Consider the following 22,440-nt stretch of genomic DNA (forward strand, 5'->3'; position numbering starts at 1 on the left):
CCGACCATGCCGAAGCTGCTCAGCGTTCTCAGCGCGGCCGCCGCCGCGGCGCTGCTCGCCGCCGGGTGCGGCGGGACCGGCGCCACCGCGTCGGACGGGGACGACCGGCCGGTGGTGCTGACCACGTTCACGGTGCTGGCCGACATCGCCGCCGCGGTCGCCGGCGACCACCTCCGGGTCGAGTCGATCACCAAACCGGGCGCGGAGGTCCACGGCTACGAGCCGACCCCCGACGACGTCAAGGAAGCCGCCCGCGCCGACCTCGTCGTCGACAACGGCCTGGGCCTGGAGGCGTGGTTCACCAGGTTCGTCGCCGAGGTCGACGCGCCCCACGTGGTGGTCAGCGACGGCGTCCACCCCGTCCCGATCGCCGAGGACGCCTACGCCGGCAAGCCGAACCCGCACGCCTGGATGTCGCCGCTGAACGTCCGGACCTACGTGGACAACCTGGTCACCGCCTTCAGCGGGCTCGCACCCGCGCACGCCGGGGACTTCCGGGCCAACGGCGAGCGCTACCGGGACGAGCTGCAACGCGTGCACGACGAGCTGGTGGCGGCGCTGGCCGTGCTGCCGGCCGACAAGCGGGCGCTGGTGACGTGCGAGGGCGCGTTCTCCTACCTGGCCCGCGACGCCGGCCTGACCGAGCGGTACCTGTGGGCCGTCAACGCCGAGCAGCAGGCCACGCCGCAGCAGGTCGCCGGGGTGATCGGGTTCGTGCGCGCCAACGCGGTGCCCGCGGTGTTCTGCGAGTCCACCGTGTCCGACGCGCCCATGCGCCAGGTCGTCGCCGCCACCGGGGCGGCCTTCGGCGGCGTGCTCTACGTCGACTCGCTGTCCGCCCCGGACGGCCCCGTGCCCACCTACCTGGACCTGCTCCGCCACGACGCGCGGACCATCGCCGGCGCGCTCACCGGGAGGGCCGGGTGAACGCGGTCGAGGTCGACCGGGTGACCGTGCGCTACGGCGACGTGCTCGCGCTCGACGGCGTCAGCCTGGCCCTGGGCGCCGGCCGGGTGTGCGGGCTGGTGGGCGTGAACGGGTCGGGCAAGTCCACGCTGTTCAAGGCGATCATCGGGCTGGTGCGGCCGGACCGCGGCGCGGTGCGCGTGCGGGGCGGGCCGCCGGTCCGGGCGCGGCGCGCGGGCGAGCTGGCCTACGTGCCGCAGAGCGAGGCGGTGGACTGGGCGTTCCCGGTGTCGGTGCGGGACGTGGTGATGACCGGGCGGCAGGGCCGGCTGGGGTTCACCCGCCGGCCGCGCCGCGCCGACCACGAGGCCGTGGACCGGGCGCTGGACCGGGTCGGCCTGACCGACCTGGCGGACCGGCAGGTCGGCCGGCTGTCGGGCGGGCAGCGCAAGCGGGCGTTCGTCGCGCGCGGGATCGCGCAGGAGGCGCGGGTGCTGCTGCTGGACGAGCCGTTCGCGGGCGTGGACAAGCGGTCGGAGGGCACGATCACGCGGCTGCTGCGCGAGCTGGCCGCCGACGGCGCGGCGGTGCTGGTGTCGACCCACGACCTGCACGCGCTGCCCGACCTGGCCGACGAGGCGGTGCTGCTGATGCGCCGCGTGCTGGCCCACGGCCCGCCGCACGAGGTGCTGCGCCCGGACAACCTCGTCCGCGCGTTCGGGCTCGACGTGACCGCACGGGCGGAGGAGCCGGCGTGAACCCCTACGACCTGCTGGTGGAGCCCTTCGGCTACGGGTTCATGGTGCGGGCGCTGGCGGCCACGGTGACCGCCGCCGCGGTGTGCGCGGTGCTGTCGTGCTGGCTGGTGCTCGTCGGCTGGTCGCTGATGGGCGACGCGGTGTCGCACGCCGTGCTGCCGGGTGTGGTGCTGGCCTACGTCCTCGGCGCCCCGTTCGCGGTGGGCGCGGCGGTGTTCGGGTTCCTGGCGGTCGCGCTCATCGGCGTGGTGCGCGACGGCGGGCGGGTCAAGGAGGACGCGGCCATCGGCATCGTGTTCACCACCCTGTTCGCCCTCGGCCTGGCGCTGATCTCGGTGACGCCCAGCCAGACCGACCTCAACCACGTGGTGTTCGGCAACCTGCTGGGCGTCAGCCGCGCCGACCTGGTCCAGATCACCGCCCTCGGCGCGGCCGTGCTCGTCGCCCTGCTGCTCAAGCGCCGCGACTTCACCCTGTACGCCTTCGACCCCGTGCACGCCCACGCCATCGGCCTCGACCCGCGCCTGCTCGGCGCCGCCCTGCTGGCGCTGCTGGCGCTGACCTGCGTGGTGGCGCTCCAGGTGGTCGGCGTGGTGCTGGTGGTGGCGATGCTGGTCATCCCGGGGTCGACCGCCCACCTGCTCACCGACCGGTTCGGCCGGATGCTGGTGATCGCGCCGGCGGTGTCGGTGGGTGCGGCGGTGACCGGGCTGTACCTGAGCTACCACCTGGACACCGCGTCGGGCGCGATGGTGGTGCTGGTGCAGGGGGTGGTGTTCGCGCTGGCCTACCTGTTCGCGCCCCGGCACGGTCTCTTGCGCAGGGCGTGAGGCTTGGGTCAGCGCTGCTCGAACAGCATCACCGCCCACTCGCCCTGCGCGCCCTCCGGCTGATGCCCGCCAGGGCCGGCGCGACGCACGCGAAGGCGGCGAGGGCCCGTCGCCGGCGAGCGGCCCGGACGCGGGCGCGGACCCCGGCCATGCGGGCGGCGTGCGGGGTGTCGGGCAGGTCGGCGCGTTCGCGCAGGACCTCGCCCGGGTGGTGCGGGTTCACCGGTGGGCCCCTGCCGGGCCGAACGCCCCGTCCAACCACGGCCGGGCCAGGGCCTTGCTCGTCGCACTCTTGACCGTGCCGACCGACCGGCAGCACCTCGGTCGGCTGCTCGCCGCGCCATCGCCGCCGCCCCCACCGAACCCCCTCCCCGGTACTACTACCCAAGCCCCGCGAGTGGTCGCCCCGACGACATGGCGCGATCCGTGGGGTGCGCGTCGTTGACGCCATCGCCCCCGCCGACGAGCCTGGACCCATGCGCCGCGTGGTTTTCCTGATCTACGACGGGATCCAGCCCCTGGACCTGGTCGGCCCGCACGAGGTCTTCGGCCACGCCGACACCCTGACCAACGGCTACCGCTGCCAGGTCGCCGCACCCGCGAAAGGCCCCGTGCGCGCCCGCAGCGGCCTGTCCCTCCACGCCGACCACGCCCTCACCGACCTGGACCCCGACGACGTCGACACCCTGGTCATCGCCGGCGGCGGTGGCGTCGACCAGGCCCGCCACGACACCGCCCTAATCGACTGGATCGCCGCCACGAAGGCCCGCCGCGTCACGTCCGTGTGCAGCGGCGTCTTCCTGCTGGCCGCCGCGGGTCTCGTGGAGGGCCGGCGGGTCACCACGCACTGGGCCCGCGAGGACCAGCTCAGGCGCGAGCACCCCGAAGCGGTCGTCGACTGCGACCCGATCTTCATCCGGGACGGCCGGATCTGGACCTCCGCCGGCGTCACCGCGGGCATGGACCTCGCGCTGGCCCTGGTGGAGGACGACCACGGCCGCGACGTCGCGCACGAGGTGGCCCGGGAGCTGGTGATGTTCCTGCGCCGCCCGGGCAGCCAGTCGCAGTTCAGCGTGCCGCTGTGGGCCGCGCGCCCGGCGACCGACCCGATCCGGGAGGCGGTGGCCGCGGTCAACGCCAGCCCCGGCGCCCGCCACCACGTCCCCGACCTGGCCGCCCGCGCCGGGCTGAGCCCCCGCCACCTCCAGCGCCGGTTCACCGCCGAGCTGGGCATGCCGCCCGCCGCCTACGTGGAGCGGGTGCGCGTGGAGGCCGCCCGCCGCGCGCTGGCCGAGGCCGACGACCCGGTCGAGGCCATCGCCCGGCGCCTGGGCTTCGGTTCCGCCGAAACGCTGCGCCGCGCGTTCCACCGGCACGTCGGCGTGGCCCCCTCCGACTACCGAGAGCGCTTCCGAGCCATGAAGGAGCACGCGTGACCACCTACGGCCTGCTGATCTTCGACCGCGCCGAGGAACTGGACTTCGTCGGTCCCTGGGAGATCTTCACCGCCTCCTCGATGCTGCGCGACCACGCCGACACCGCCGTGCTGATCGCGGAGGGCACCGATCCGGTGCGCTGCAACAAGGGCATGCGCGTGCTGCCCGACCACACCCTGGACGACCACCCGCCGCTGGACGTGCTGCTGGTGCCCGGCGGCAACGGCGCCCGCGAGACCCAGGTCCACAACCCCGCCGTCACGGGCTGGATCGCCGAGGTCGCCGCCACGACCACCTGGGTCACGAGCGTCTGCACCGGCGCCGCCCTGCTCCACGCGTCGGGCGTCGCCCGCGGTCGCCGCGTGGCCACGCACTTCTCCTACGAGGACCGGCTGGAGGCCGCGGGTGACGTCACGGTCGTGCGCGACGCCCGCTACGTCGTCGACGGCAACCTGGTCACCAGCCAGGGCGTCTCCGCGGGCATCGACATGGCGCTGTGGCTGGTCGGCCGCCTGCACGGGCGCGACCACGCCCGGCAGGTCCGCCGCTACGTGCAGTACGAGCCCGCCCCGCCCTACCTCGCCGACGAGCCCAGCGCGTAACCGGTGAGCACCGCGGCGCCGCCGACGCCCAGCGCGACCACCGGCAGCGCCGCGGGAATGCCCAGGTGGACCGTGATGCCGAGGATGCGCGACAACCCCCACGGCAGCAGCGCCATCTGGTCGTTCCACACCGTCAAGGCCCGTTCCAACCCCACCACCGCCACCACCGCGCCCAGCACCGCCGGTGGCGTCCCGGCGGCGACCAGCACGCGCCCGACCGCCCGCACCCGGCCCACCTGCCCGCGCAACACCGCGTACGCCGCGACGAAGGTCCCGAGGAACGCCGCGAACGCCACGGTCACGTACACCGCCCGCGCGACCGGCTCGGTCCAGAACGCGAACCAGTAGTACCCCGGCCCGCGCACCGCCAGCACGCCCAGCAGCAGCACCGAGCGCAGCAACGCCACCGCGCCCACCGCCGCCGCCGGCCGCGTCCCCCTCAGCAACCCCGCGAACACCAGCCACGCGCCCAGCACCGGCACCAGGTGCGCGGGCGCGGCGAACCACGTGAGCACCGCCCGGCTCGCCAGGACCACCACCGCCGGCACGGCCCGCACCAGCACCCGGTCCGACCGCGACAGCCCGACCCGCCGCCACGGCCGGGTCAGCGCCCGCGCCCACGGCCTGCGCCACCCCAGGACCAGCGCGAGGGCCAGGGCCAGCAGCACGCCGCGCGCCGCCCACGCCATCGGCTCGTCCCGGGCGGCCCGGGCCAGGCCGAGGTCGGCGGCGGTCAGGTTGTAGGCGGGCAGCGCCAGGTCGTCGCCGTATGCCCGCAGGTGCGCGGCGCGCCCCTCCCGGTACTCCGCCGCCGCCTCGCGTGCCGCGTCACGCGCCTCACCGGTGTCCAGCCACCGCACGTGCCGCAGTGCGGCGGTCCGGTAGGCGGCCAGCACCCCGAGGAGGTCGACCTCGTAGTCGAGGGTGGCGGTGAACCGCTCGCGCAGCACCGGGTCGCGCCAGCCGGCCGGGTCGGTCGCGGCCACCAGGTCGCGCATCCGGCGGGCCGCGTCGACCGCCGCCGCGCCCTCGGCGACCGCCTCGTCCACCCGGTCCCGGCCGACCGCGTAGACCGTGCCGAGCGTGGCGCTGTCGCCGGTCGGGACGTCCCACTCGAAGATCCACATCATCGGCGGGGGATCGAGGCCGAGCGCCCGCACCCGGTGGTCCGCGTACGGGCCGATGTAGAGGCCCTTGGTGACGGCCTCGCGGGACAGGGCCAGCGCGCGGCAGATGGCGTGCACGACGCCCGGGTCGTGGGAGAACGTGCGGCGCACCCAGTCGGCGGTGGCCCGCGCGGGGTCCTGGTCGGGGTCGCGCGCGAGCCTGCCGGTGACGTAGGAGTTCAGGTCGTAGAGCTGCCAGAAACCGGTCCGCAGGTCCAGCACGCGGGGCCCGGCGAGCAGCGGGCCGCCGCCCTGGCGCCACGTCCACACCCCCTCCACCCGGGGGTTGGCCAGGAACGCGCGCAACGCCTGCCGGTGCAGCTCCCCGAGGTCGTCGGGCAGCGCGCCGAGACCTTCGAACTCCCGGCGCGACTGGAATTCCACGATCCGGCGGTGCTCGCCCACCAGCAGCGTATCGTTGAGCGGGAGGTGGCTGTAGAAGTCGCCGAGGGTGTACTTGGTCGACACGACCAGGCGGTCGTCGCGCAGCCCGCCGAGCACCTGTTCGTAGGCTTCCCGGCTGGTGTGCAGGTCCCCGACCGCGCCGATGCCGACGCTCCACGTGCGGAAGATGACCTCCCGGTCGTGCTCGGCCGCGGTGGCGAGGAAGGCCCGCAGCATCGCCCGCACCGCCGCCGGCGTGGTCACCGCGACCTCCGAGGAGTAGTCCCAGCCGGCGAACCCGTAGGCCGCGCCGCCCTCCCCGACCCGGATCATCAGGCCGTCCACGTAGGACAGCTTCGCGAACAGCTCCGACAGCCCGGCCCGGTAGACCCGCCACAACCGCTCGTCCTCGGTGCGCAGCCCGCCCACCTCGCGCTCCAGGTAGGACCGCAGCGGCGGCGAGAGCGCGAGCATGTCGGTGGAGAAGTAGACCTTCATGCCCATCTCGTGGGCGTAGCGCCAGACCGGCCCGAACGCCCCCGCCATCGCCTCGGCCCGCGCGACGTGCGGGTCACCGGGCGGGTGGACGCCGAGGCCGTCGAACGTGACGTACTCCAGGAAACCCGGCACCACCACGGCGTTGTACCCGTCGGCCAGCGCGTGGTGCACAAGGTCGCGGAACTGCCGGGCGATCTCCTCCACCGCCGCCCGGTCCACGTACGGCGCCCCGGGCAGGACCGCCGACCCCACCACGTCGGAGTTCAGCGAGTAGTCGTCGCCGAACGCGGCCGGGTCGTCGGGCAGCCCCACCGCGCCGAGGTCGGTCAGCCGCAGCCCGAGCCGGGGCGCCACCACCCGCCCGTCGGCCACCACGTCGTTCCCGGTGCGGACGGCGTCGGCGACGGCGTACAGGCCGGCCGCGACGCCGTTCGGGGTGCTGCCGACCACCACGGGCCCGGGGTCGATCCGGTACGCCTCGTCGGGCAGCCCGGGTTCGGTGCGGGCCACCAGGTCCCCGGCCGAACCGACCACCGGCCGGGGCCGTCCCCGCTCGACCAGGGCGTCGGCCACCGCGCCCGCGGCGAGCCGCAGCCGGGGTTCGTCGGGCACGCCGATCGAGCCGATCGCCGGCGGCGGGGCGAGCGGGCGCGGTGGGGCGGCGACCGGCCGCTCGACCGGGACGTCGGCCGGCCGCACCTCCAGCCCCAGCGCGTCCCCCACCCGCCAGGCGACGACCGCGCCGAGCCCGAGCAGCACCAGCAGCGTGATCACCACCCGCACCGGGCCATCCTCACACGGTGCCCCCGGAACACCGGTACGGCGTAACGCACGCATTCGTCGACCGGTGCGGTGCTACGCGTGCGGGACGCCGGGTCATCGGATCCGGTGAACTGCCACGGAGCGTGTTCCGCCGGTCCGCACGTGGCACTACCGTGTCGGGTCCGAACCAGTGCGGAGGGGTGCATGACGACGGACGTCCTGCTCGGACCGGGCTCGACCACCTGGGACCGGTTGGGGCAGTGGCGGCTGCTGCTGGTCACGCACCGGTCGCTGCTGCTCCAGGCCGCCCACCCCGCCATCGGCGCCGCGGTGGGCCGCTACTCGGTCTACAACGCCCGCCCGTGGCGGCGCCTGTTCCGCACCCTGGAGAGCCTCCAGACCTACGTCTACGGCAGCGCCTCCGAGCAGCGCCGCGAGCTGGCCAGGCTGGAGCGCCTGCACCGCCGGATGCAGGGCACCGACGACCACGGCCGGCCGTTCACCGCCGCCGACGCGCAGGCCCGCGCGTGGGTCCACCTGACCCTCTTCGACGCCGTGCTGACCATGCACCGGCTGGGCGGCGACCCGCTGTCACCGGAGGAGACCGAGCGCTTCTACGCCGAGTGGCGCGGCCTCGGGCGGGTCTTCGGCCTGGCGGAGGCGGACATGCCCGCCACCGCGGCCGGGTTCCAGGAGTACTTCGACCACATGGTGACCGACGTGCTGGAGGACAACGCGACCGTCCGCGACCTGCTGTCGGGCAGCATCCACCGCGTGCCGCCGCCGCCCGGCCTGCCGGTACCGGCCCTGGTCTGGGCACCGCTGCGCTACGCCGTGGTCTCCGCCGTCGTGCAGGCGACCGCCGCCACCCTGCCGGAGGTCTACCGGGAGCGCCTGCGGCTGACCGTGGTCCCCGGCGCGGACCTGCTCGTGTCCGGCGTGCACCACGCGGCGAGGCTCGCCACGGCCCTGCTGCCCAAGCCGTGGCGCTACCTGCCGATCGCCTCCGCGTCGATCCGGGCCGGCGACGTCCCCGCGCCCGCCCGCGTCGCGCCCACCCCGGAGTCGTTCTTCACCACCGTGCTGGACCAGAGCGGCGACGGGGTGCTGAGGTGGAGCGACCTGCTGGCCATGTCCCGCGAGATCAGCACCCACCTGGACCTCGACGAGCAGGACGAGGAGGCCGTCCACGCCGCCTTCGAGTCGTGGTGGGAGCAGTTGCGCGCCGCCACCGGCACCCCGCCGGACGGCGCCGTCACCCTGCCCGCCTACCGCGCGGCCCTGGCCGAGGGCCGCTACCCGGGCCTCCCGGACCCGAAGAGCGGCTACGGCGCCGTGGCCGCGGTGGTCCGCCGGCTGATCGACCGGGACGACAACGGCGAGGTGCGCCAGGACGAGTACGCCCGGCTGCTCACCCACAGCCCGCGCCGGCACGCGCTCGTCGCCGCCCTGCGCCACCTCGACCGGGACGGTGACGGCACCCTGCACAGCGACGAGTTCGAAACGGCCCTGCGGGACTTCCTCACCGGTCAACGGGACCTCGACGCCGCCCGCTACCTCCTCGGGCGCGCGTGAGCGGGATCGGCCCCGACGCGGATCAGCCCAGGACGCGGATCAGCGTCACGCCGTCCCGCAGCGGCAGGAGCACCTGCTCGAACGCCGGGTCCGCGGCCACCCGCGCGTTGAACTCCGCGATGGCCGCCCCCTGCGGCGACCGGCTGCCCGCGTCCAGGTACACCTCGCCCTGGTACAGCGTGTTGTCCACGACCACCAGGGCGCCGGGCGCGAGCAGCCCGCGGCGGTGGGCCACGTCGAGGTAGTCCCAGTACTGCCGCTTGTCCGCGTCGACGAAGGCGAAGTCGAACACCTCGCCCGCGTCGGCCAGCCGCGCCAGGGTCTCCAGCGCGGGCCCCTCCACCAGCGTGACGCGGTCGCACCCGGCGAACGCCTCGCGGGCGACCGCCGCCGCGCGCGGGTCGGCCTCGCAGGTGACCACGCGCCCGTCGGCGGGCAGCGCCTCGGCCATGGCCAGCGCCGAGTAGCCGGTGAACGTGCCGATCTCCAGCACCCGGCGGGCACCGGACACGGCCACCAGCAACCGCAGGAGCTGCCCCTCCACGTGCCCGGACAGCATCTCCGGCTCCAGGGTCGCCACGGCACCGTCGGAGCCGACCCACACGTGCCCGGTGGTCCGCCGGTTCAGCGCCGCCAACCGGTCGGACTCGGGCGTGGTGCTCGCCGACAGGTAGTCGTCGAGCCCGGAGGCCAGCGCGCGGGCGCGGTCCAGGCGCGCGGACGGCCACTCCCGGTCGAGCCGGTCCAGCTCGTGGGCCAGGATGGACAGCGGGGTCACCGGCCGCATCACGCCCACCTCGCGTCGCGCAGGTACATGTCCCGGCCGAGCCCGCCGTCGGGGAACGCGCCGCAGCGCGCCCGGTGCCGGTCCACCGCCTCGGCCAGCAGCGAGCCCTCGACCTCGGCCAGGTAGTCGCACCGGCCCAGCCCGCGCGGTGCCACCGCCCACAGCGCGGTGCCGCCGCGCTTGCGCCGCACCGTCTCCTGCGCGAGCCGCATCAGCTCCAGGTCCTCGACCACCGGGTGGTGCACGGCCAGGCCCAGGTCCCGGCACACGGCCAGCAGCGCGTCGCGGTCGTCGTCGTCCAGCCAGCCGACCAGGGTGGCCAGCGTCGCGGTGAGCGCCATCTCCACCGCCACCGCGTGGCCGTGCAGCAGCCCGGCGACCGGCTCGAACTTCGTGCTCCAGGTGTGGCCGTAGGCGTGCGGCCGGTCCTGGCGGGTCTCGAACATGTTGGTGCCCTCGTGCCGCATGTACGCGTAGAGGGAGCGGAACAGCACCTCGTCGGCGACCGCCGCCAGCGCGGGGTCGTCGCCGGTGGTGGCGAACCGGGTGTCCAGCAGCGCCCGGCCGTGCCGCTGGAGCAGGGTGAACAGCTGCTCGTCGTCGACGGCGGCCATCTTCACCACCTCGGCCACGCCGTGCCGCAGGTGCTCGGGCGCCAGGGTGCGGAACAGCCCCCGGTCCACCAGGGTGAGCACCGGCGGGTGGTAGGCGCCCAGGGCGTTCTTCATCAGGGTGCCGTTGACGCACGTGCGCGGCGACGGCCCGGCGTCGACCGCGGAGACGATGCTGGTGCCGACCATGACGTACGGGGTGCGCCGGTTGAGCAGGGCGCACGCCAGGCCGGCGGTGTCGGCGAGCACGCCGCCGCCGACGACCAGCACCGGTTCGCCGCGGGCCATGTCGCACCCGTCGCCGCCCAGGAACGCCGCCATGCGGCACACCGCGTCGACGGTCTTGTCCTCCTCCAGCGCCCGGCACACCATCGTGGTCAGCGGGATGCCGTGCGCGGAGAAGTACGCCCTCATCGCGGCGCCGTGGAAGCGGTCGACGGTGGCGTCCACGACGGCCACGCACCGCCCGGCGGGCCGGTACACCTCGGCCAGGTCGGGCGTGGCCGGGTCGAACACGCCGTCGACCAGCCGCACCTCGCTGCGCAGGGTGAAGGTCGCGCCGACGGTCAGCGACCGCCGGTCGTCGTCGCACCGGATGTCGCCCGTGCCGCTGTAGTGGGCGGACGTGGCGTACTCGTCGGTGTGCCGCAAAGCCGTCATCGGATGCCCTTTCGGTGTCACACGAGCTTCCCGGTGGCCCAGTTGACGCGCTCCCACCGCTTGCGCGCCGCCAGGGCGCGCACCAGGAGCACGGGGAGCTGCACGTGGTGCAGCACCAGGAACGGGATCGGGTCGCGCCGGTCGAACACGGCGTCCTTGCCGCGCAGGAGGGTTCTCGCCCACGTCCGCGGCCTGCCCAGCTCCGCGCCCAGCCAGTGCACCGGCGGCGAGCCGGGGCGCGGGCGGGCCACGCCGTCGAACGCGGGGTCGAGGTAGGCCGCGGCCAGGTCCGGGCTGTCGTGGAAGGCCACCAGCGCCGAGTGGGGCCGGGGGTTGCACTCGATGGCGCGCGGCACGCCGTCCGCGCCGACGATGAAGTCGAACGACACCTGGCCGTCGAGCCGGTGCGCGGCCACGAAGTCGCGCACCCACCGCCAGATCGCGGGCACCTCGACGTGGTGGTAGTTCAGCTGCAGCGCCGAGGACTCCGAGCACGTGTAGGCGGTGATCCGGCCCGCGCGGCACGTGGTGTGCGCGCAGTACTCGCGCCCGGTGGCGAGCCGTTGCAGCACCCACGGGCGGTCCGGGCCGATCGGCAGGTCGGCGGGCGGGGCGGCCGGGTCGCGCACCAGGACCACGCGGTGGTCGGCGGTCATCGACGTCCACTCGGGCGGCTTGAGCACGTACTCGTGGCGCGGGTCGGCCTCGCGCACCTGCCGCACGTCGGTGATCCGGCGCGTCTCCAGGTCCGGCAACCCGGCGGCCCGCACCAGCTCGGCGAAGCCCGCCTTGTCGTTGAGCAGGCGGTGCGTGGCGGGGTCGTTGGCCAGCACGGCGCAGTGCCCGGCCAGCACGGGCACGGCGTCGGAGGTCGGTTGCGCGCGCCCGGGTTCGTCGACGACGGGCACGACGGTGTCCACGCCCTCGGCCCGGATCACCGCGACCAGGTCGCGGACGTAGCCGGCGGGGTCGGCGGCGGGGTCGGCGACCAGGTGGAACGCGCAGGCGGCGCGGGAGAACCGCAGCGGGCCCCAGCGGTGCCGGGGGATCGACACGGCCACCACGCGGTGGCCCGCCTCGTGGAACTTCCGGGCCAGCAGGAGGCTCTTGGTCATGTGCGTGGTGGTGACCAGCACGGTCGACCGGCGCCCGCACGGCCGCCGCGGCGCCAGCAGGTGCGCGACCCCGCACACGGCCGCGGTCACCGGGGCCGTCACGACCAGCGCGGCCAGCAGCGCCACACCGCGTGCACCGGACGGGAACGACATCACCTGACCCACCTCCCACATGTCGCTCAGGGCTGCCCGGGACGGTTTCCGGCAACCGCCACGCCCACCGATTCACCTGGACGTGTCGACGCGATCGGCGTGTCGGTCACGCAGGGAAAACAGCCGCTCGCACGGCGTCCGCGCCCACCGCGGTTGTCCCCCTTCTGTCAAATGCCTATAGTGCTATTCATCTAGATAAATGGAGGAAGTCGTGATCGAGTTCCACCTGGACGGCGGGTCCGGCCTGTCGCCGTACCAGCAAGTGGTCCAGCAGGTCCGCCACGCGCTGCGGCTCGGCCTGCTGCGCGAGGGCGACCAGCTGCCGAAGGTCAAGGACGTCGTCGCGCGGTTGGCCATCAACCCGAACACGGTGCTCAAGGCGTACCGCGAGCTGGAGCACGCGGGCCTGGTCGTGGCCCGGCCGGGCGTCGGCACCTTCGTCTCGGGCACGCTGCCCGGCGTGGCGCCCGGCGTGCTCGAACCGCTGCGCCGGGACCTGCGGCGCTGGATCACCAAGGCCCGCCTGGCCGGGCTGGACGACGAGGGCGTCGAAGCGCTGTTCGCGACCACCTTCCGGACCACCGCGACGGAGGGCACGGCGTGACCGCGATGCTGCGAACCCGGGGGCTGGGCAAGAGGTACCGGCGGCGCTGGGCGCTGTCGGACTGCACGCTGGAGGTCCCGGCCGGTCGCGTCGTGGGCCTGGTCGGCCCCAACGGCGCGGGCAAGTCCACCCTGCTCGGCCTCGCCGCCGGGATGAGCGCGCCCACCGCCGGCGAGATCGAGGTGTGCGGCGGGCGGCCGGGCAGCGGGCCCGCCCAGCTGGCCAAGGTCGGCTTCGTCGCCCAGGACACCCCCACCTACCCGGGGCTCACCGTCGCCGAGCACCTGCGCCTCGGCGCCCGGCTCAACCCACGCTGGGACGCGGGCCTGGCCCGCGAGCGCGTCGAGCGCCTGGGGCTGGACCCGGCGCAGCGGGCCGGCCGGCTCTCCGGCGGCCAGCGGGCCCAGCTCGCGCTGACCCTCGGCCTGGCCAAGCGCCCGGAGGTGCTGCTGCTCGACGAGCCGATCGCCGCGCTCGACCCGCTGGCCCGGCGCGGTTTCCTCCAGGACCTGATGGAGGCCGTCGCCGAGCACGGCGTCGGCGTCGTCCTCTCGTCGCACCTGATCACCGACGTCGAGCGGGTCTGCGACCACCTGGTGGTCCTGGTCGCCTCCCGCGTGGTGCTCGCCGGCGACATCGAGGACCTGCTCGCCACCCACCACCTGCTCACCGGGCCGCGGCGCGACCCCGCCACCCTGCCCGCCGACCAGCACGTGGTCACCGCGAGCCACACCGACCGGCAGACCACGCTGCTCGTGCGCACCGCGTCGCCGATCCTCGACCCGGCCTGGACCGTGCGCGGGGTCGGCCTCGAAGACCTGGTCCTCGCCTACCTGGACGCGCCCGCCGCCGCGCCGTCCCGCCCCGCCCTGGAGGTCCTCCGGTGACCTGGTTGACGCTGCGCCAGTTCCGCCTCTCCGCCCTCGGCGTGACCGCGCTGCTCGTCGCGGTCGCCGCCGTGCTGCTGGCCGTCGGCAGGCCGGTCGCGCTGCCGACGAGCCCCGGGCTCGACCCCGGCGACAGCACCTACTACTACCTGGGCATCGTCGCCCTGCACGTGTTCCCCGCCCTGGTCGGCGCGTTCTGGGGCGCGCCGCTGATCAGCCGCGAGGTGGAGCACGGCACCCACCGGCTGGTGTGGAACCAGGGCGTCACCCGCACCCGCTGGCTGGCGGTCAAGGCGGGGGTGACCGCCTCGGCCGCGGTGGTCGCCACCGGGCTGCTCAGCCTGCTCGTCATGTGGTGGTCCGCCCCCGTCGACGCCATCGCCACCGAGAACGGCCCCGCCGCCCTGCCGGTCGAACCGATGATCTTCGGCGCCCGGGGCGTCGTCCCCCTGGCGCACGCCGTGTTCGCCTTCGCCCTGGGCGTCACCGCGAGCGCCCTGCTGCGCCGCACGGTCCCGGCCATGGCGGTCACCCTCGTGCTGTTCACCGCCTTCCAGGTCGGCGCCCTGAACCTGGTGCGCCCCAACCTGATCCCGCCGGAGCAGGAACTCCGCCAGTTCTCCGCGGAGGGCACGGTGTTCTACTACTACGGCCCCTCGGCCCCGTTCGAGCTGCGCGTGCCGGTGCCCGAGCGCTCCTGGGTGCTGGAGCAGCAGACCCTGGACCGGGCCGGCAACCCCACCCCGGTCCCCGCCTGGTTCTCCGAGTGCCTGTTCCCCGGTGGTCTGGAGAGCGCGACCCCGCCCGGCCCGAACCGCGAGGAGGAGCGGGAGGCGTGCTTCGACCGGCTCAACGCGGAGGGCTACCACCAGCGCGTCACCCACCAGCCGAACAGCCGGTTCTGGGCGCTCCAGTGGGCCGAGACAGGGCTCTACCTGGCCCTGGCCGCCCTGCTGGGCTGGTTCACCCTGCGCTGGACCAACCGCCGGATCGGCTGAACGGCCCCGTCGCGGCGTCGCACCGGGGGAGTGCTCCGCCGACTTGTGCTGGAACTGGACAAAAGTCCGGTCAGAACCGACGAAAGTCCTGGACTTGTCGTCGCGCGGTCCCTACGGTTCATCACGTTGGGCAAGTCCCCTGCCACCCAACGTGATGAACCGTCTCCGCCCGTCTCCGCCCGCGGGCCCTGCAACCGTGCGACGACGACGTCGGACACGCGTGGTCGTCCCTGCCCTCCCTGGAGCATGGATATGAGATGGACGCGCACACCTCTCGGTTTACTGGCCGCGACCCTGCTGCTCGGCACCTCCGGACCGGCCGCCGCCGACCCGGTCGGCGACGCCGTACCGCCCCAGGAACCCGGCGTGACGCTGCGGGTCTTCGACGTGCAGGTGCCGCTGGACCGGCTCTGCGCCCTCAAACCCGCCCAGACGCCCAACGTCGACAAGCTCATGCCCACCGTCGACTGGAGCACCACCGACCACTTCGGGTTCGCCGACCGCTTCGTGGCCCAGGTGACCGGCAACCTCGACGTCCCCCAGCCGGGCACCTACGCGTTCCGCCTGCTCAGCGACGACGGGTCGCGCCTGTCGCTCGACGGCGCCGTGGTCGTCGACCACGACGGCCTGCACGGCCCGGAGGCCGAGGACGGCTCGGTCACCCTGTCCGCCGGCTACCACGCCCTGCTCGTCGAGCACTTCGAGCGCGACGGCGGCCAGCAGCTGACCCTCCAGTGGAAACCGCCGGGCGCGGCCGACTTCTCGCTGGTGCCGAACTCGGCGCTGAGCACGGACAGCGGCGTCGTCCGGGTCACCGCGCCCGGCCGCAAGGAGTGCGCCGCGGGCACCGACACCCCCGGCGACGGCCTGCCGCTCGACGCCGTCCACCCCGACTACACCCTGACGGACCTGCGCCCCACCGGCTTCCAGCCGCGGGTCGGCGCGATGGACTGGCTGCCCGACGGCCGCCTGGTCGTGGCCACCTGGGACGGCAGGAGCACCGACACCGGCGAGCTGTGGGTGCTCGGCAACGTCACCGGCGCCACCTCGCCCGACCGGGTCACCACCAAGCGGATCGCCGCGAACCTGCGCGAGCCGATGGGCGTGAAGGTGCTCGACGGCCACATCTACGTGTCGCAGAAGCACCAGCTCACCGAGCTGACCGACACCGACGGCGACGACGTGCTCGACCGGTCGCGCGCAGTGGCCACCTGGCCGTACGGCGGCAACTTCCACGAGTTCGCGTTCGGCCTGCTCTACCGGGACGGGTACTTCTACCTCACCCTGTCCGTCGCGATCAACGAGGGCGGCGCGACCACCGACCCGCAGCCCGCCGCCGACCGCGGCACCGCGGTCCGGGTCGACCGGGCCACCGGGCAGGTCACCTACCTCGCCGGCGGCCTGCGCACGCCCAACGGCCTCGGCTGGGGCCCCGAGGGCGGCCTGTTCGTCACCGACAACCAGGGCGGCCGGCTGCCCGCGTCCAAGCTGGTGCACGTCGAGCAGGGCCGGTTCTTCAACCACTACACGAACCCGGCCGGCCCGTTCGACGCCAACCCGGTCACCGCACCCGTGCTGTGGCTGCCGCAGAACGAGATCGCGAACTCGCCCAGCACCCCGGTCCAGCTCACCCGGGGCACCTACGCCGGGCAGCTGGTCTTCGGCGACGTCACCTACGGCGGCCTCCAGCGCGCGTTCCTGGAAAAGGTCAACGGTGAGTACCAGGGCGCGGTGTTCCGGATGACCCAGGGCCTCGAAGCCGGTGTCAACCGGACGAGCATCGGCCCGGACGGCGCCCTCTACGTCGGTGGGATCGGCGACGGCGGCAACTGGGGCCAGGAGGGCAAGCTCAAGTACGGCCTGCAGAAGCTCACCCCCAACGGCGGCCGGACGTTCGACCTGCTGGCCGTGCGCGCGATCGCGGGCGGCTTCGAGGTCGAGTACACCCAACCGCTGTCGGCGGAGACCGCGAACGGCCTGGCCGGCCGCTACCGGGCCACGCAGTGGCGGTACGCGCCCGCGCCCACGTACGGCGGGCCCAAGGTCGACCGGGAAACCCTCCCGGTCACCTCCGCGACCCTGTCCGCGGACGGCCGCAGGGTCACCCTCAAGCTCGACGGCCTCAAGGCCGGCCGGGTGGTGCACCTGCGCTCACCGCGCCCGTTCACGTCGAGCACCGGCGTGCCGCTGTGGAGCACCGAGACCTGGTACACGCTCAACAACCTCGTCGGCGGCGCCCCGTCGGCCACCCAGTCGTTCGAGGCGGAGAGCGCGGCCCTGCTGGGCGGGGCGGGGTTCAACACCGACCACACCGGATACTCGGGCGCGGGCTTCGTCGACGGCTACGGCACCCCCGGCGCGACCACCAGGTTCGCCCTGAACGCCACGACCGCGGGTTCGCACGACGTGGCCCTGCGCTACAGCAACGGGCCGAACCCGTTCACCGGCACCAAGACCGTCAGCGTCTACGTCAACGGCGCGAAGGTCAGGCAGGTGGCCCTGGCCGACACCGGCGACTGGGACACCTGGGCGACGCACACCGAGGCGCTGACCCTGCGGGCGGGCCCGAACACCATCGCCTACGAGGTCGACACCGGGGACACCGGCCACGTCAACCTCGACAGCCTGACCGTCACCCCGGCCCAGCGGGTGGTCCTCTACGGCGGCGCCGGCACCGAGCACTGGCGCAACCCCGACGGCAGCGCACCGTCGTGGCCCGTGGCCGACGGCTCGGTGGAGGCGCTGGGCGGCGACATCCGCACCAGGCAGGTCTTCGGCGACTTCAGGCTGCACCTGGAGTTCTGGCTGCCGGACCTGCCGCCCGACGTCACCGGCCAGCAACGCGCCAACAGCGGCGTGTACCTCCAGGACCGCTACGAGCTCCAGATCCTGGACAGCTACGGCAAGAACCCCCTGGCCGCCGACGACGCGGGCGGCATCTACCTGAAGAGGGCGGCGTCACCCAACGCCGCCACCGCACCGCGGACGTGGCAGACCTACGACGTCACGTTCCGCGCGGCCCGCTTCGACGGCGCGGGGGTGAAGACCGAGAACGCCCGCGTCACCGTGGTGTGGAACGGCGTCACCGTCCACCGGGACTTCGCCGTCGACGGCCCGACCGGCGCCGGCGCACCCGAGGCCCCGACCGCCGGCCCCCTCCGGCTCCAGGACCACGGCGACCCGGGCGAGAACGTCCGCTTCCGCAACATCTGGGTGGAGCCGCTGGGTTAGCGCGGTTGTCCGGTGGTCCGTCTGCGGGGACGGACCACCGGACTCACTTTTACCGGGATGCCGGGAACCGGGGCCGCGGGCGCATCGAGGCGTGACTCCTCCCGCCTCCCGCGAAGTGGTGTCCCGCGAGTGATCGCGTAGTGGTCCTGGGGCCAACCACCCCACCGCACGACGATCGGCGCGGAAGCCGGACACATCCGACGAAGGAGCAAGCCATGCGGCACCTCACCCGCCGTTCCGCCACCGCCGCCGCCGTGGCCGCCGCGCTGACCGGGGCCGTGACCGTCGCGGCGCCCGCGGCCTCGGCCGTCACCCCGGGCACCTCGTTCCTCTACGGGGCGCTGAGCTGTCAGGCCCTGGTCGTCTCGGGCAACGACGGCAGGGTGACCTGCACCGGCACCCAGCAGGGCAACTGGCGGGCCAAGGTCAAGTGCAGCGCGGGCTTCACCTACTACGGCAACTGGCAGAGCAACTTCCAGGGCGGTACCCGGTCCTCCACCGCCGACTCGAACTGCTTCTGGAGCGTCGAGGACATCACCATCACCTCGTCCTGACCGCCAGGAACTCGGCCGTGCGCCGGGTCCACGTCCGGATCTCCGGCACGGACCCGGCCACGTGCAGGGTCGAGTTCGGGAGCAGGTCGCGCAGCCGTTCGGCGGTCGACACCGGGTGCAGCGGATCGGTGTCCCAGGTGAGGATCAGGGTGGGCAGGCGCACCTGCGCGACCTCCTCGGGCGCGGGCAGGTCGGACGCGCCGACGCCGCGCAGGACGGCGGGCAGCAGTTCGTCGGGGACGTCGGGGGACAGGTCGAACTTCGGGTAGTCGGCGAAGATGGGCAGCGGCTCGGCCCGGGCCCACTCCCGCCGCCACGCCGGGGCGCCCAGCTCCTCGATCTCGTCGGCGGTGTCGTCGTACCACCGCCGTGCCGGCGCGGGACCGGTTTCCCACGCCACGGGCGGGATGATCAGCACCAGCCGGCGGAACCGGTGCGGTGCGAGCACCGCCGCGTGCAGGGCCACGGCGGCGCCCAGCGAGGAACCGGCGAGGTCCATGGGCTCGTCGATGCCCGCGGCGTCCATCAGCCCGAGCAGGTCCAGGGTGAAGTTCTCGAAGGTGTGGTCGGCGACGACCGGGCGCCCGGTGGACCGGCCGTGGCCGCGCTGGTCGTAGGTCAGCAGGCGGCGCCCGGCGCCCAGCGACTCGAAGTCGAACAGCTCCAGGCGCCGCACGGCGTCCCGGCTGAGCATGACGCCGTGGGCGTACCCGAGCGGCGGTCCCGTCCCGGTGCACTGGTACGCGATCGTCGCGCCCTCACGGGTGAAGTGGCTGTCCGCGGACATCGGCTCCCTCGACACCCGACCGAACATACCCCCACCCCGTATCAGGGGACAACGGGGGCACCGTCACGTGAGCGGCTGGTCGGCCCGGCGCCGGCGGACGAGCGCCGGGAAGCCCAGCGCCAGGAGCGCCAGGAGCACCGGCAGGCAGCGGATGAGCGTCCCGTCCACCGGGGTCGTCGGCGGGGGCAGCACCCAGACCATCAGGGCGAAGGCCGACAGGGTGCTCACGGCCGGCAGCGCGAGGACCAGCGCGGCGCGGCGGCCGGTGCGGGTGCCGTGGCAGCACGCCGCGACGGTGCCGGCGACCAGCACGGGGAACTGCAGGCCGCCGCCGACCAGGACGCCCAGCGCCACGGCCGCGACGACCGTCGCGATCATGACGGGGACCGCGCGGCCGGGCAGCAGCTCCCGGCCGCGGGCCGGTCCGGGCGACCACGTCAGCGCCGCGGCGGTGAGCGCGCCGAGCAGCACCCAGCCGGTGTTGTAGCCGGTGCCCCAGAACCGGTCCCACGCCGTCTCCAGCAGCAGGGAACCCGCGGTCGCCGCCCACGCGCCCGCGGCGGCAACCCGGCGCAGCCGCGTGAACAGGACCAGCACGGCCACCGCCGCCCACACGACCCACAGCGGCGCGTCCGGGAACTGGGTCGCCCACGGCATGTCCCACAGCGCGCCGGCCTTGATCCACCACGCGATCTCGTGCAGGCCGGTCGTGACGCCCGTCAGCAGCGCCAAGGGACCGAGCAGGGCCACGACGGCCGGCACGTCACCCGGCACGAGCCCGCCGTCGACCGCGGCCACCCGGCGCAGGTGCAGCCGCACCGCGCCCCACAGCACGTCCGCGGCCGCGCGCGGGCCGGGCCTGGCCCGACCCGCCGACCCGGCCAGCAGCACGTCGAGCATCTCCTCGCCGTGGCGTTCGCGGTGGTCACGCGGGTAGAGCGCGAGCAGGCGGCGGTAGCGGCGTTCCAGTTCCGTCATGCCGGGCCTCCCGCCGGTCGGGCCCGCAGGCGCCGCGCCGCCGCCCGGGTGCGGGTCCGCAACCGGGTCACCTCAGCCTCCAGCCTGGCCGCACCCCGGTCGGTCAGCCGGTAGTAGCGGCGCAGCCTGCCCTCCACGACCTCCTCCCGGTCCACCGCCACCCAGCCGTCGGCGGACAGCCGGTCGAGAGCGGCGTACAGGGTGCCGGCGCGCAGCCGCACCTGGCCCTCGGAGATCGACTCGACGTCCTGGAGGATGCCGTAGCCGTGCTGCGGGCGGGCGGCCAGGGCCGTGAGGATCAGGAACGTCGGTTCCCGCATCCCGGCTTCTGTCATGTCATCGGTATATACCGATGACATGACTATGGCAAGTCGGGTTGCCCGGCGGCGGCCCGCGGGCCGGACCGCCTCCTGGGATGGGAGCGGTGGAACTGCGCCAACTCCGCTACTTCGTCGCCGTCGCCGAGGAGTTGCACTTCGGCCGGGCGGCGGCCCGGCTGCTGATCGCCGGACCGTCGCTGTCGCAGCAGATCAAGGCGCTCGAACGCGACCTGGGCGTGCCGCTGTTCGCCCGCGACCGCCGGACGGTCGCCCTCACCGCGGCCGGCGCCGCGCTGCTGCCGCGGGTGCGCGCCCTGCTCGACGGGGCCGACGAGCTGCGCCGCCGGGCCCGGCAGCTGTCCGGCAGCGACCCGGTGCGCCTCGGCTACGTCAACTGGCTGCCCCCGGACCTGGCCGCGCGCACCTCCGGGATCGCGCAGGTGTACGTGGACACCTGGGTCGTGCCCTCGCACGCCCAGGCGGCCCGCGTCGCCGACGGCAGCCTGGACCTGGCCGTGTGCTGGGTGCGGACCGCCGACCTCGCCCGCCACGGCCTGACCGCGCACCCGCTCGGCGCGGACCGGCTCCACGCCGTGTCGACCGGCCCGGACAGCGGCCCCGTGCGGGCGGCCGACGTCGCCGTGCTCGTGGACGACGACGTCGCCTCGTGGTCGTCCTGGAACGAGTTCGCCGAGGAGTTCGCCCGCGACACCGGCGCCCGCGTGGTGCGCGTCCACAACGGCGCGATCACCGGGCCCGCGTTCTTCGACCACGTGCGGGCGTGCACCACCCCCGTGCTCAACTCGCCCAGGGGCCAGACCGCGCCGCTGCCGCCGGACCTGGTGCGGCGGCCGGTGACCGACCCGGAGGTGGTGTGGACGTGGTCGCTGGTCCACCGCGACGACGAGGTCCGCGCCCCCGTGCCGGCCGTCGCCGACGCCCTCGCCCGGGACGTGGGCGATCTCGGCCTGCGCGGCGGAGGCGTGTGGCTGCCCGCGGACGACCCCCACCGGGCGCTGGGAGGCTGAGCCTCGCACGAGGGAGGGAACAGGTCGTGGCACCCGTGACCGCACCGGGCGCACGATCGGGGTGAAGGTCCACTCCTCCCCGAGAGCAGGTGTTCGACATGACCACCCAGAAGGTGGCGATCATCACGGGCGCGTCCCAGGGCATCGGCGCGGCCCTCGTCCCGGCGTACCGCAAGCTCGGCCACGCCGTCGTGGCGGTGTCCCGCTCGATCGGCCCCTCCGACGACCCCGGCGTGCTGGCCGTGCGCGCCGACCTGTCGCAGCCGGGCGGCGGCACCCGCGTCGTCGACGAGGCGCTCGCGCGGTTCGGCCGGGTCGACGCGCTGGTGAACAACGCGGGCGTCTTCGTCGCCAAGCCGTTCACCGACTACACCGACGAGGACTTCGCCACCGTCGCGGGCACGAACCTGCGCGGCTTCTTCGACGTCACCCGCGGCGCCGTGGCAGCGATGCTGGAGCGGGGCGGGGGCGGCCACGTGGTCAACGTGTCCACCAGCCTGGTCGACCACGCGCTGTCCGGGTTCCCCTCCGCCCTCGCGGCCCTGACCAAGGGCGGCCTGAACGCCGTCACCAGGTCGCTCGCGATCGAGTACGCGGACCGGGGCATCCGGGTCAACGCCGTCGCCCTCGGGGTCATCCGCACGCCGATGCACGCGCCGGAGGCCCACGACGCCCTCGCCGCGCTGCACCCGCTCGGCCGCGTGGGCGAGGTCGACGAGGTCGTCGGCGCCGTCACCTTCCTGGAGCAGGCGGGTTTCGTCACGGGCGAGGTCCTGCACGTCGACGGCGGCCAGAGCGCGGGGCACTGAC

At 74.6% G+C, this 22,440-nt stretch carries 21 protein-coding genes; 13 read left to right on the plus strand and 8 right to left on the minus strand.

The annotated features are described in order from the left end of the window. The first annotated feature begins 6 nt into the window (after window positions 1–6). Genes EKG83_RS13365 through EKG83_RS13375 form a run of 3 tightly spaced genes read left to right on the plus strand, consistent with a single transcriptional unit; the run spans window position 7 to window position 2,494 of the window. Window positions 7–927, plus strand: coding sequence for a metal ABC transporter substrate-binding protein (locus tag EKG83_RS13365; RefSeq protein WP_033430823.1), 921 nt, complete (start codon window positions 7–9; stop codon window positions 925–927). Further along, window positions 924–1,664 (plus strand): metal ABC transporter ATP-binding protein, encoded by a 741-nt coding sequence (locus EKG83_RS13370; RefSeq protein WP_033430824.1) that lies wholly within the window; start codon window positions 924–926, stop codon window positions 1,662–1,664. The genes EKG83_RS13365 and EKG83_RS13370 overlap by 4 nt, the downstream gene beginning before the upstream one ends. Beyond that, a complete protein-coding gene (locus tag EKG83_RS13375; protein WP_051765626.1) occupies window positions 1,661–2,494 on the plus strand; it encodes a metal ABC transporter permease in 834 nt (277 codons plus the stop codon). The genes EKG83_RS13370 and EKG83_RS13375 overlap by 4 nt, the downstream gene beginning before the upstream one ends. A gap of 28 nt (window positions 2,495–2,522) precedes the next feature. Here EKG83_RS13375 and EKG83_RS13380 read toward each other — a convergent pair whose 3' ends face one another. Next, window positions 2,523–2,717 carry a hypothetical protein gene (locus EKG83_RS13380; protein WP_033430825.1) on the minus strand — a complete coding sequence of 65 codons (195 nt, stop codon included), beginning with the start codon at window positions 2,715–2,717 and terminating at the stop codon, window positions 2,523–2,525. 253 nt (window positions 2,718–2,970) lie between these two features. Here EKG83_RS13380 and EKG83_RS13385 point away from each other — a divergent pair, with 253 nt between their 5' ends. Both EKG83_RS13385 and EKG83_RS13390 read left to right on the plus strand, forming a co-directional pair. Beyond that, window positions 2,971–3,930 carry a GlxA family transcriptional regulator gene (locus EKG83_RS13385; RefSeq protein ID WP_033430826.1) on the plus strand — a complete coding sequence of 320 codons (960 nt, stop codon included), beginning with the start codon at window positions 2,971–2,973 and terminating at the stop codon, window positions 3,928–3,930. Then, window positions 3,927–4,532 carry a DJ-1/PfpI family protein gene (locus tag EKG83_RS13390; protein WP_033430827.1) on the plus strand — a complete coding sequence of 202 codons (606 nt, stop codon included), beginning with the start codon at window positions 3,927–3,929 and terminating at the stop codon, window positions 4,530–4,532. The genes EKG83_RS13385 and EKG83_RS13390 overlap by 4 nt, the downstream gene beginning before the upstream one ends. On the opposite strand, the gene EKG83_RS13395 is transcribed toward EKG83_RS13390, so the two are convergent. After that, window positions 4,505–7,363 (minus strand): hypothetical protein, encoded by a 2,859-nt coding sequence (locus EKG83_RS13395; protein WP_033430828.1) that lies wholly within the window; start codon window positions 7,361–7,363, stop codon window positions 4,505–4,507. The two genes, EKG83_RS13390 and EKG83_RS13395, sit on opposite strands and share 28 nt — an antisense overlap. A gap of 183 nt (window positions 7,364–7,546) precedes the next feature. Between EKG83_RS13395 and EKG83_RS13400 the strand changes: the two genes are divergently transcribed. Then, window positions 7,547–8,917, plus strand: coding sequence for an oxygenase MpaB family protein (locus EKG83_RS13400; RefSeq protein WP_051765627.1), 1,371 nt, complete (start codon window positions 7,547–7,549; stop codon window positions 8,915–8,917). 22 nt (window positions 8,918–8,939) lie between these two features. Here the strand turns inward: EKG83_RS13400 and EKG83_RS13405 are convergent, their stop codons facing one another. The 3 genes from EKG83_RS13405 to EKG83_RS13415 are packed head-to-tail and all read right to left on the minus strand — an operon-like array spanning window position 8,940 to window position 12,243. Continuing rightward, window positions 8,940–9,704, minus strand: a complete 765-nt coding sequence (locus EKG83_RS13405; RefSeq protein ID WP_033430898.1) for an O-methyltransferase — start codon at window positions 9,702–9,704, stop codon at window positions 8,940–8,942. Beyond that, the gene (locus tag EKG83_RS13410; protein ID WP_084716351.1) at window positions 9,704–10,975 is read right to left on the minus strand and encodes a 3-dehydroquinate synthase family protein; all 1,272 of its coding nucleotides are present in this window, start codon (window positions 10,973–10,975) and stop codon (window positions 9,704–9,706) included. The genes EKG83_RS13405 and EKG83_RS13410 overlap by 1 nt, the downstream gene beginning before the upstream one ends. Window positions 10,976–10,992: 17 nt before the next feature. Next, window positions 10,993–12,243 carry an ATP-grasp domain-containing protein gene (locus EKG83_RS13415; RefSeq protein ID WP_033430900.1) on the minus strand — a complete coding sequence of 417 codons (1,251 nt, stop codon included), beginning with the start codon at window positions 12,241–12,243 and terminating at the stop codon, window positions 10,993–10,995. Window positions 12,244–12,454: 211 nt separating this feature from the next. Here EKG83_RS13415 and EKG83_RS13420 point away from each other — a divergent pair, with 211 nt between their 5' ends. The 5 genes from EKG83_RS13420 to EKG83_RS13440 all read left to right on the plus strand — a co-directional run bounded on the left by EKG83_RS13420 (window position 12,455) and on the right by EKG83_RS13440 (window position 18,517). Then, window positions 12,455–12,847, plus strand: a complete 393-nt coding sequence (locus tag EKG83_RS13420; protein ID WP_084716353.1) for a GntR family transcriptional regulator — start codon at window positions 12,455–12,457, stop codon at window positions 12,845–12,847. 5 nt (window positions 12,848–12,852) lie between these two features. Continuing rightward, entirely contained in the window at window positions 12,853–13,734 is an 882-nt protein-coding gene (locus EKG83_RS13425) for an ABC transporter ATP-binding protein (protein ID WP_084716365.1), read from the plus strand. Beyond that, window positions 13,731–14,732, plus strand: a complete 1,002-nt coding sequence (locus EKG83_RS13430; RefSeq protein WP_033430831.1) for an ABC transporter permease subunit — start codon at window positions 13,731–13,733, stop codon at window positions 14,730–14,732. The genes EKG83_RS13425 and EKG83_RS13430 overlap by 4 nt, the downstream gene beginning before the upstream one ends. Before the next feature lie 252 nt (window positions 14,733–14,984). After that, window positions 14,985–17,963, plus strand: coding sequence for a family 16 glycoside hydrolase (locus tag EKG83_RS13435; RefSeq protein WP_211269076.1), 2,979 nt, complete (start codon window positions 14,985–14,987; stop codon window positions 17,961–17,963). 215 nt (window positions 17,964–18,178) lie between these two features. Next, the gene (locus tag EKG83_RS13440) at window positions 18,179–18,517 is read left to right on the plus strand and encodes a hypothetical protein (protein WP_033430833.1); all 339 of its coding nucleotides are present in this window, start codon (window positions 18,179–18,181) and stop codon (window positions 18,515–18,517) included. Here the strand turns inward: EKG83_RS13440 and EKG83_RS13445 are convergent. From EKG83_RS13445 to EKG83_RS13455, 3 genes are read right to left on the minus strand one after another with little or no spacing between them, the layout of a single operon-like run. After that, window positions 18,504–19,319, minus strand: coding sequence for an alpha/beta fold hydrolase (locus EKG83_RS13445; RefSeq protein ID WP_211269077.1), 816 nt, complete (start codon window positions 19,317–19,319; stop codon window positions 18,504–18,506). The genes EKG83_RS13440 and EKG83_RS13445 overlap by 14 nt on opposite strands. Before the next feature lie 48 nt (window positions 19,320–19,367). After that, entirely contained in the window at window positions 19,368–20,282 is a 915-nt protein-coding gene (locus tag EKG83_RS13450) for a hypothetical protein (RefSeq protein WP_033430835.1), read from the minus strand. Beyond that, the gene (locus tag EKG83_RS13455) at window positions 20,279–20,617 is read right to left on the minus strand and encodes a PadR family transcriptional regulator (protein ID WP_228122598.1); all 339 of its coding nucleotides are present in this window, start codon (window positions 20,615–20,617) and stop codon (window positions 20,279–20,281) included. The genes EKG83_RS13450 and EKG83_RS13455 overlap by 4 nt, the downstream gene beginning before the upstream one ends. 80 nt (window positions 20,618–20,697) lie before the next feature. Between EKG83_RS13455 and EKG83_RS13460 the strand changes: the two genes are divergently transcribed. Together EKG83_RS13460 and EKG83_RS13465 are read left to right on the plus strand one after the other, a co-directional pair. Next, window positions 20,698–21,630: a LysR family transcriptional regulator gene (locus EKG83_RS13460; RefSeq protein WP_084716354.1), complete on the plus strand. Its 933-nt coding sequence runs from the start codon at window positions 20,698–20,700 to the stop codon at window positions 21,628–21,630. Window positions 21,631–21,728: 98 nt separating this feature from the next. Next, window positions 21,729–22,439 carry an SDR family NAD(P)-dependent oxidoreductase gene (locus EKG83_RS13465; RefSeq protein WP_033430901.1) on the plus strand — a complete coding sequence of 237 codons (711 nt, stop codon included), beginning with the start codon at window positions 21,729–21,731 and terminating at the stop codon, window positions 22,437–22,439. Window position 22,440 lies beyond the last annotated feature (1 nt).

The organism is Saccharothrix syringae (assembly GCF_009498035.1).
In the GTDB taxonomy this organism is placed as follows: domain Bacteria; phylum Actinomycetota; class Actinomycetes; order Mycobacteriales; family Pseudonocardiaceae; genus Actinosynnema; species Actinosynnema syringae.

Coding starts and splice junctions, on each gene's coding strand:
- EKG83_RS13365 (WP_033430823.1), top strand. CDS start 7: ATGCCGAAGCTGCTCAGCGTTCTCAGCGCGGCCGCCGCCGCGGCGCTG.
- EKG83_RS13385 (WP_033430826.1), top strand. CDS start 2,971: ATGCGCCGCGTGGTTTTCCTGATCTACGACGGGATCCAGCCCCTGGAC.
- EKG83_RS13400 (WP_051765627.1), top strand. CDS start 7,547: ATGACGACGGACGTCCTGCTCGGACCGGGCTCGACCACCTGGGACCGG.
- EKG83_RS13405 (WP_033430898.1), bottom strand. CDS start 9,704: ATGCGGCCGGTGACCCCGCTGTCCATCCTGGCCCACGAGCTGGACCGG.
- EKG83_RS13410 (WP_084716351.1), bottom strand. CDS start 10,975: ATGACGGCTTTGCGGCACACCGACGAGTACGCCACGTCCGCCCACTAC.
- EKG83_RS13415 (WP_033430900.1), bottom strand. CDS start 12,243: ATGTCGTTCCCGTCCGGTGCACGCGGTGTGGCGCTGCTGGCCGCGCTG.
- EKG83_RS13425 (WP_084716365.1), top strand. CDS start 12,853: ATGCTGCGAACCCGGGGGCTGGGCAAGAGGTACCGGCGGCGCTGGGCG.
- EKG83_RS13435 (WP_211269076.1), top strand. CDS start 14,985: ATGAGATGGACGCGCACACCTCTCGGTTTACTGGCCGCGACCCTGCTG.
- EKG83_RS13440 (WP_033430833.1), top strand. CDS start 18,179: ATGCGGCACCTCACCCGCCGTTCCGCCACCGCCGCCGCCGTGGCCGCC.
- EKG83_RS13450 (WP_033430835.1), bottom strand. CDS start 20,282: ATGACGGAACTGGAACGCCGCTACCGCCGCCTGCTCGCGCTCTACCCG.
- EKG83_RS13455 (WP_228122598.1), bottom strand. CDS start 20,617: ATGACAGAAGCCGGGATGCGGGAACCGACGTTCCTGATCCTCACGGCC.
- EKG83_RS13460 (WP_084716354.1), top strand. CDS start 20,698: ATGGGAGCGGTGGAACTGCGCCAACTCCGCTACTTCGTCGCCGTCGCC.
- EKG83_RS13465 (WP_033430901.1), top strand. CDS start 21,729: ATGACCACCCAGAAGGTGGCGATCATCACGGGCGCGTCCCAGGGCATC.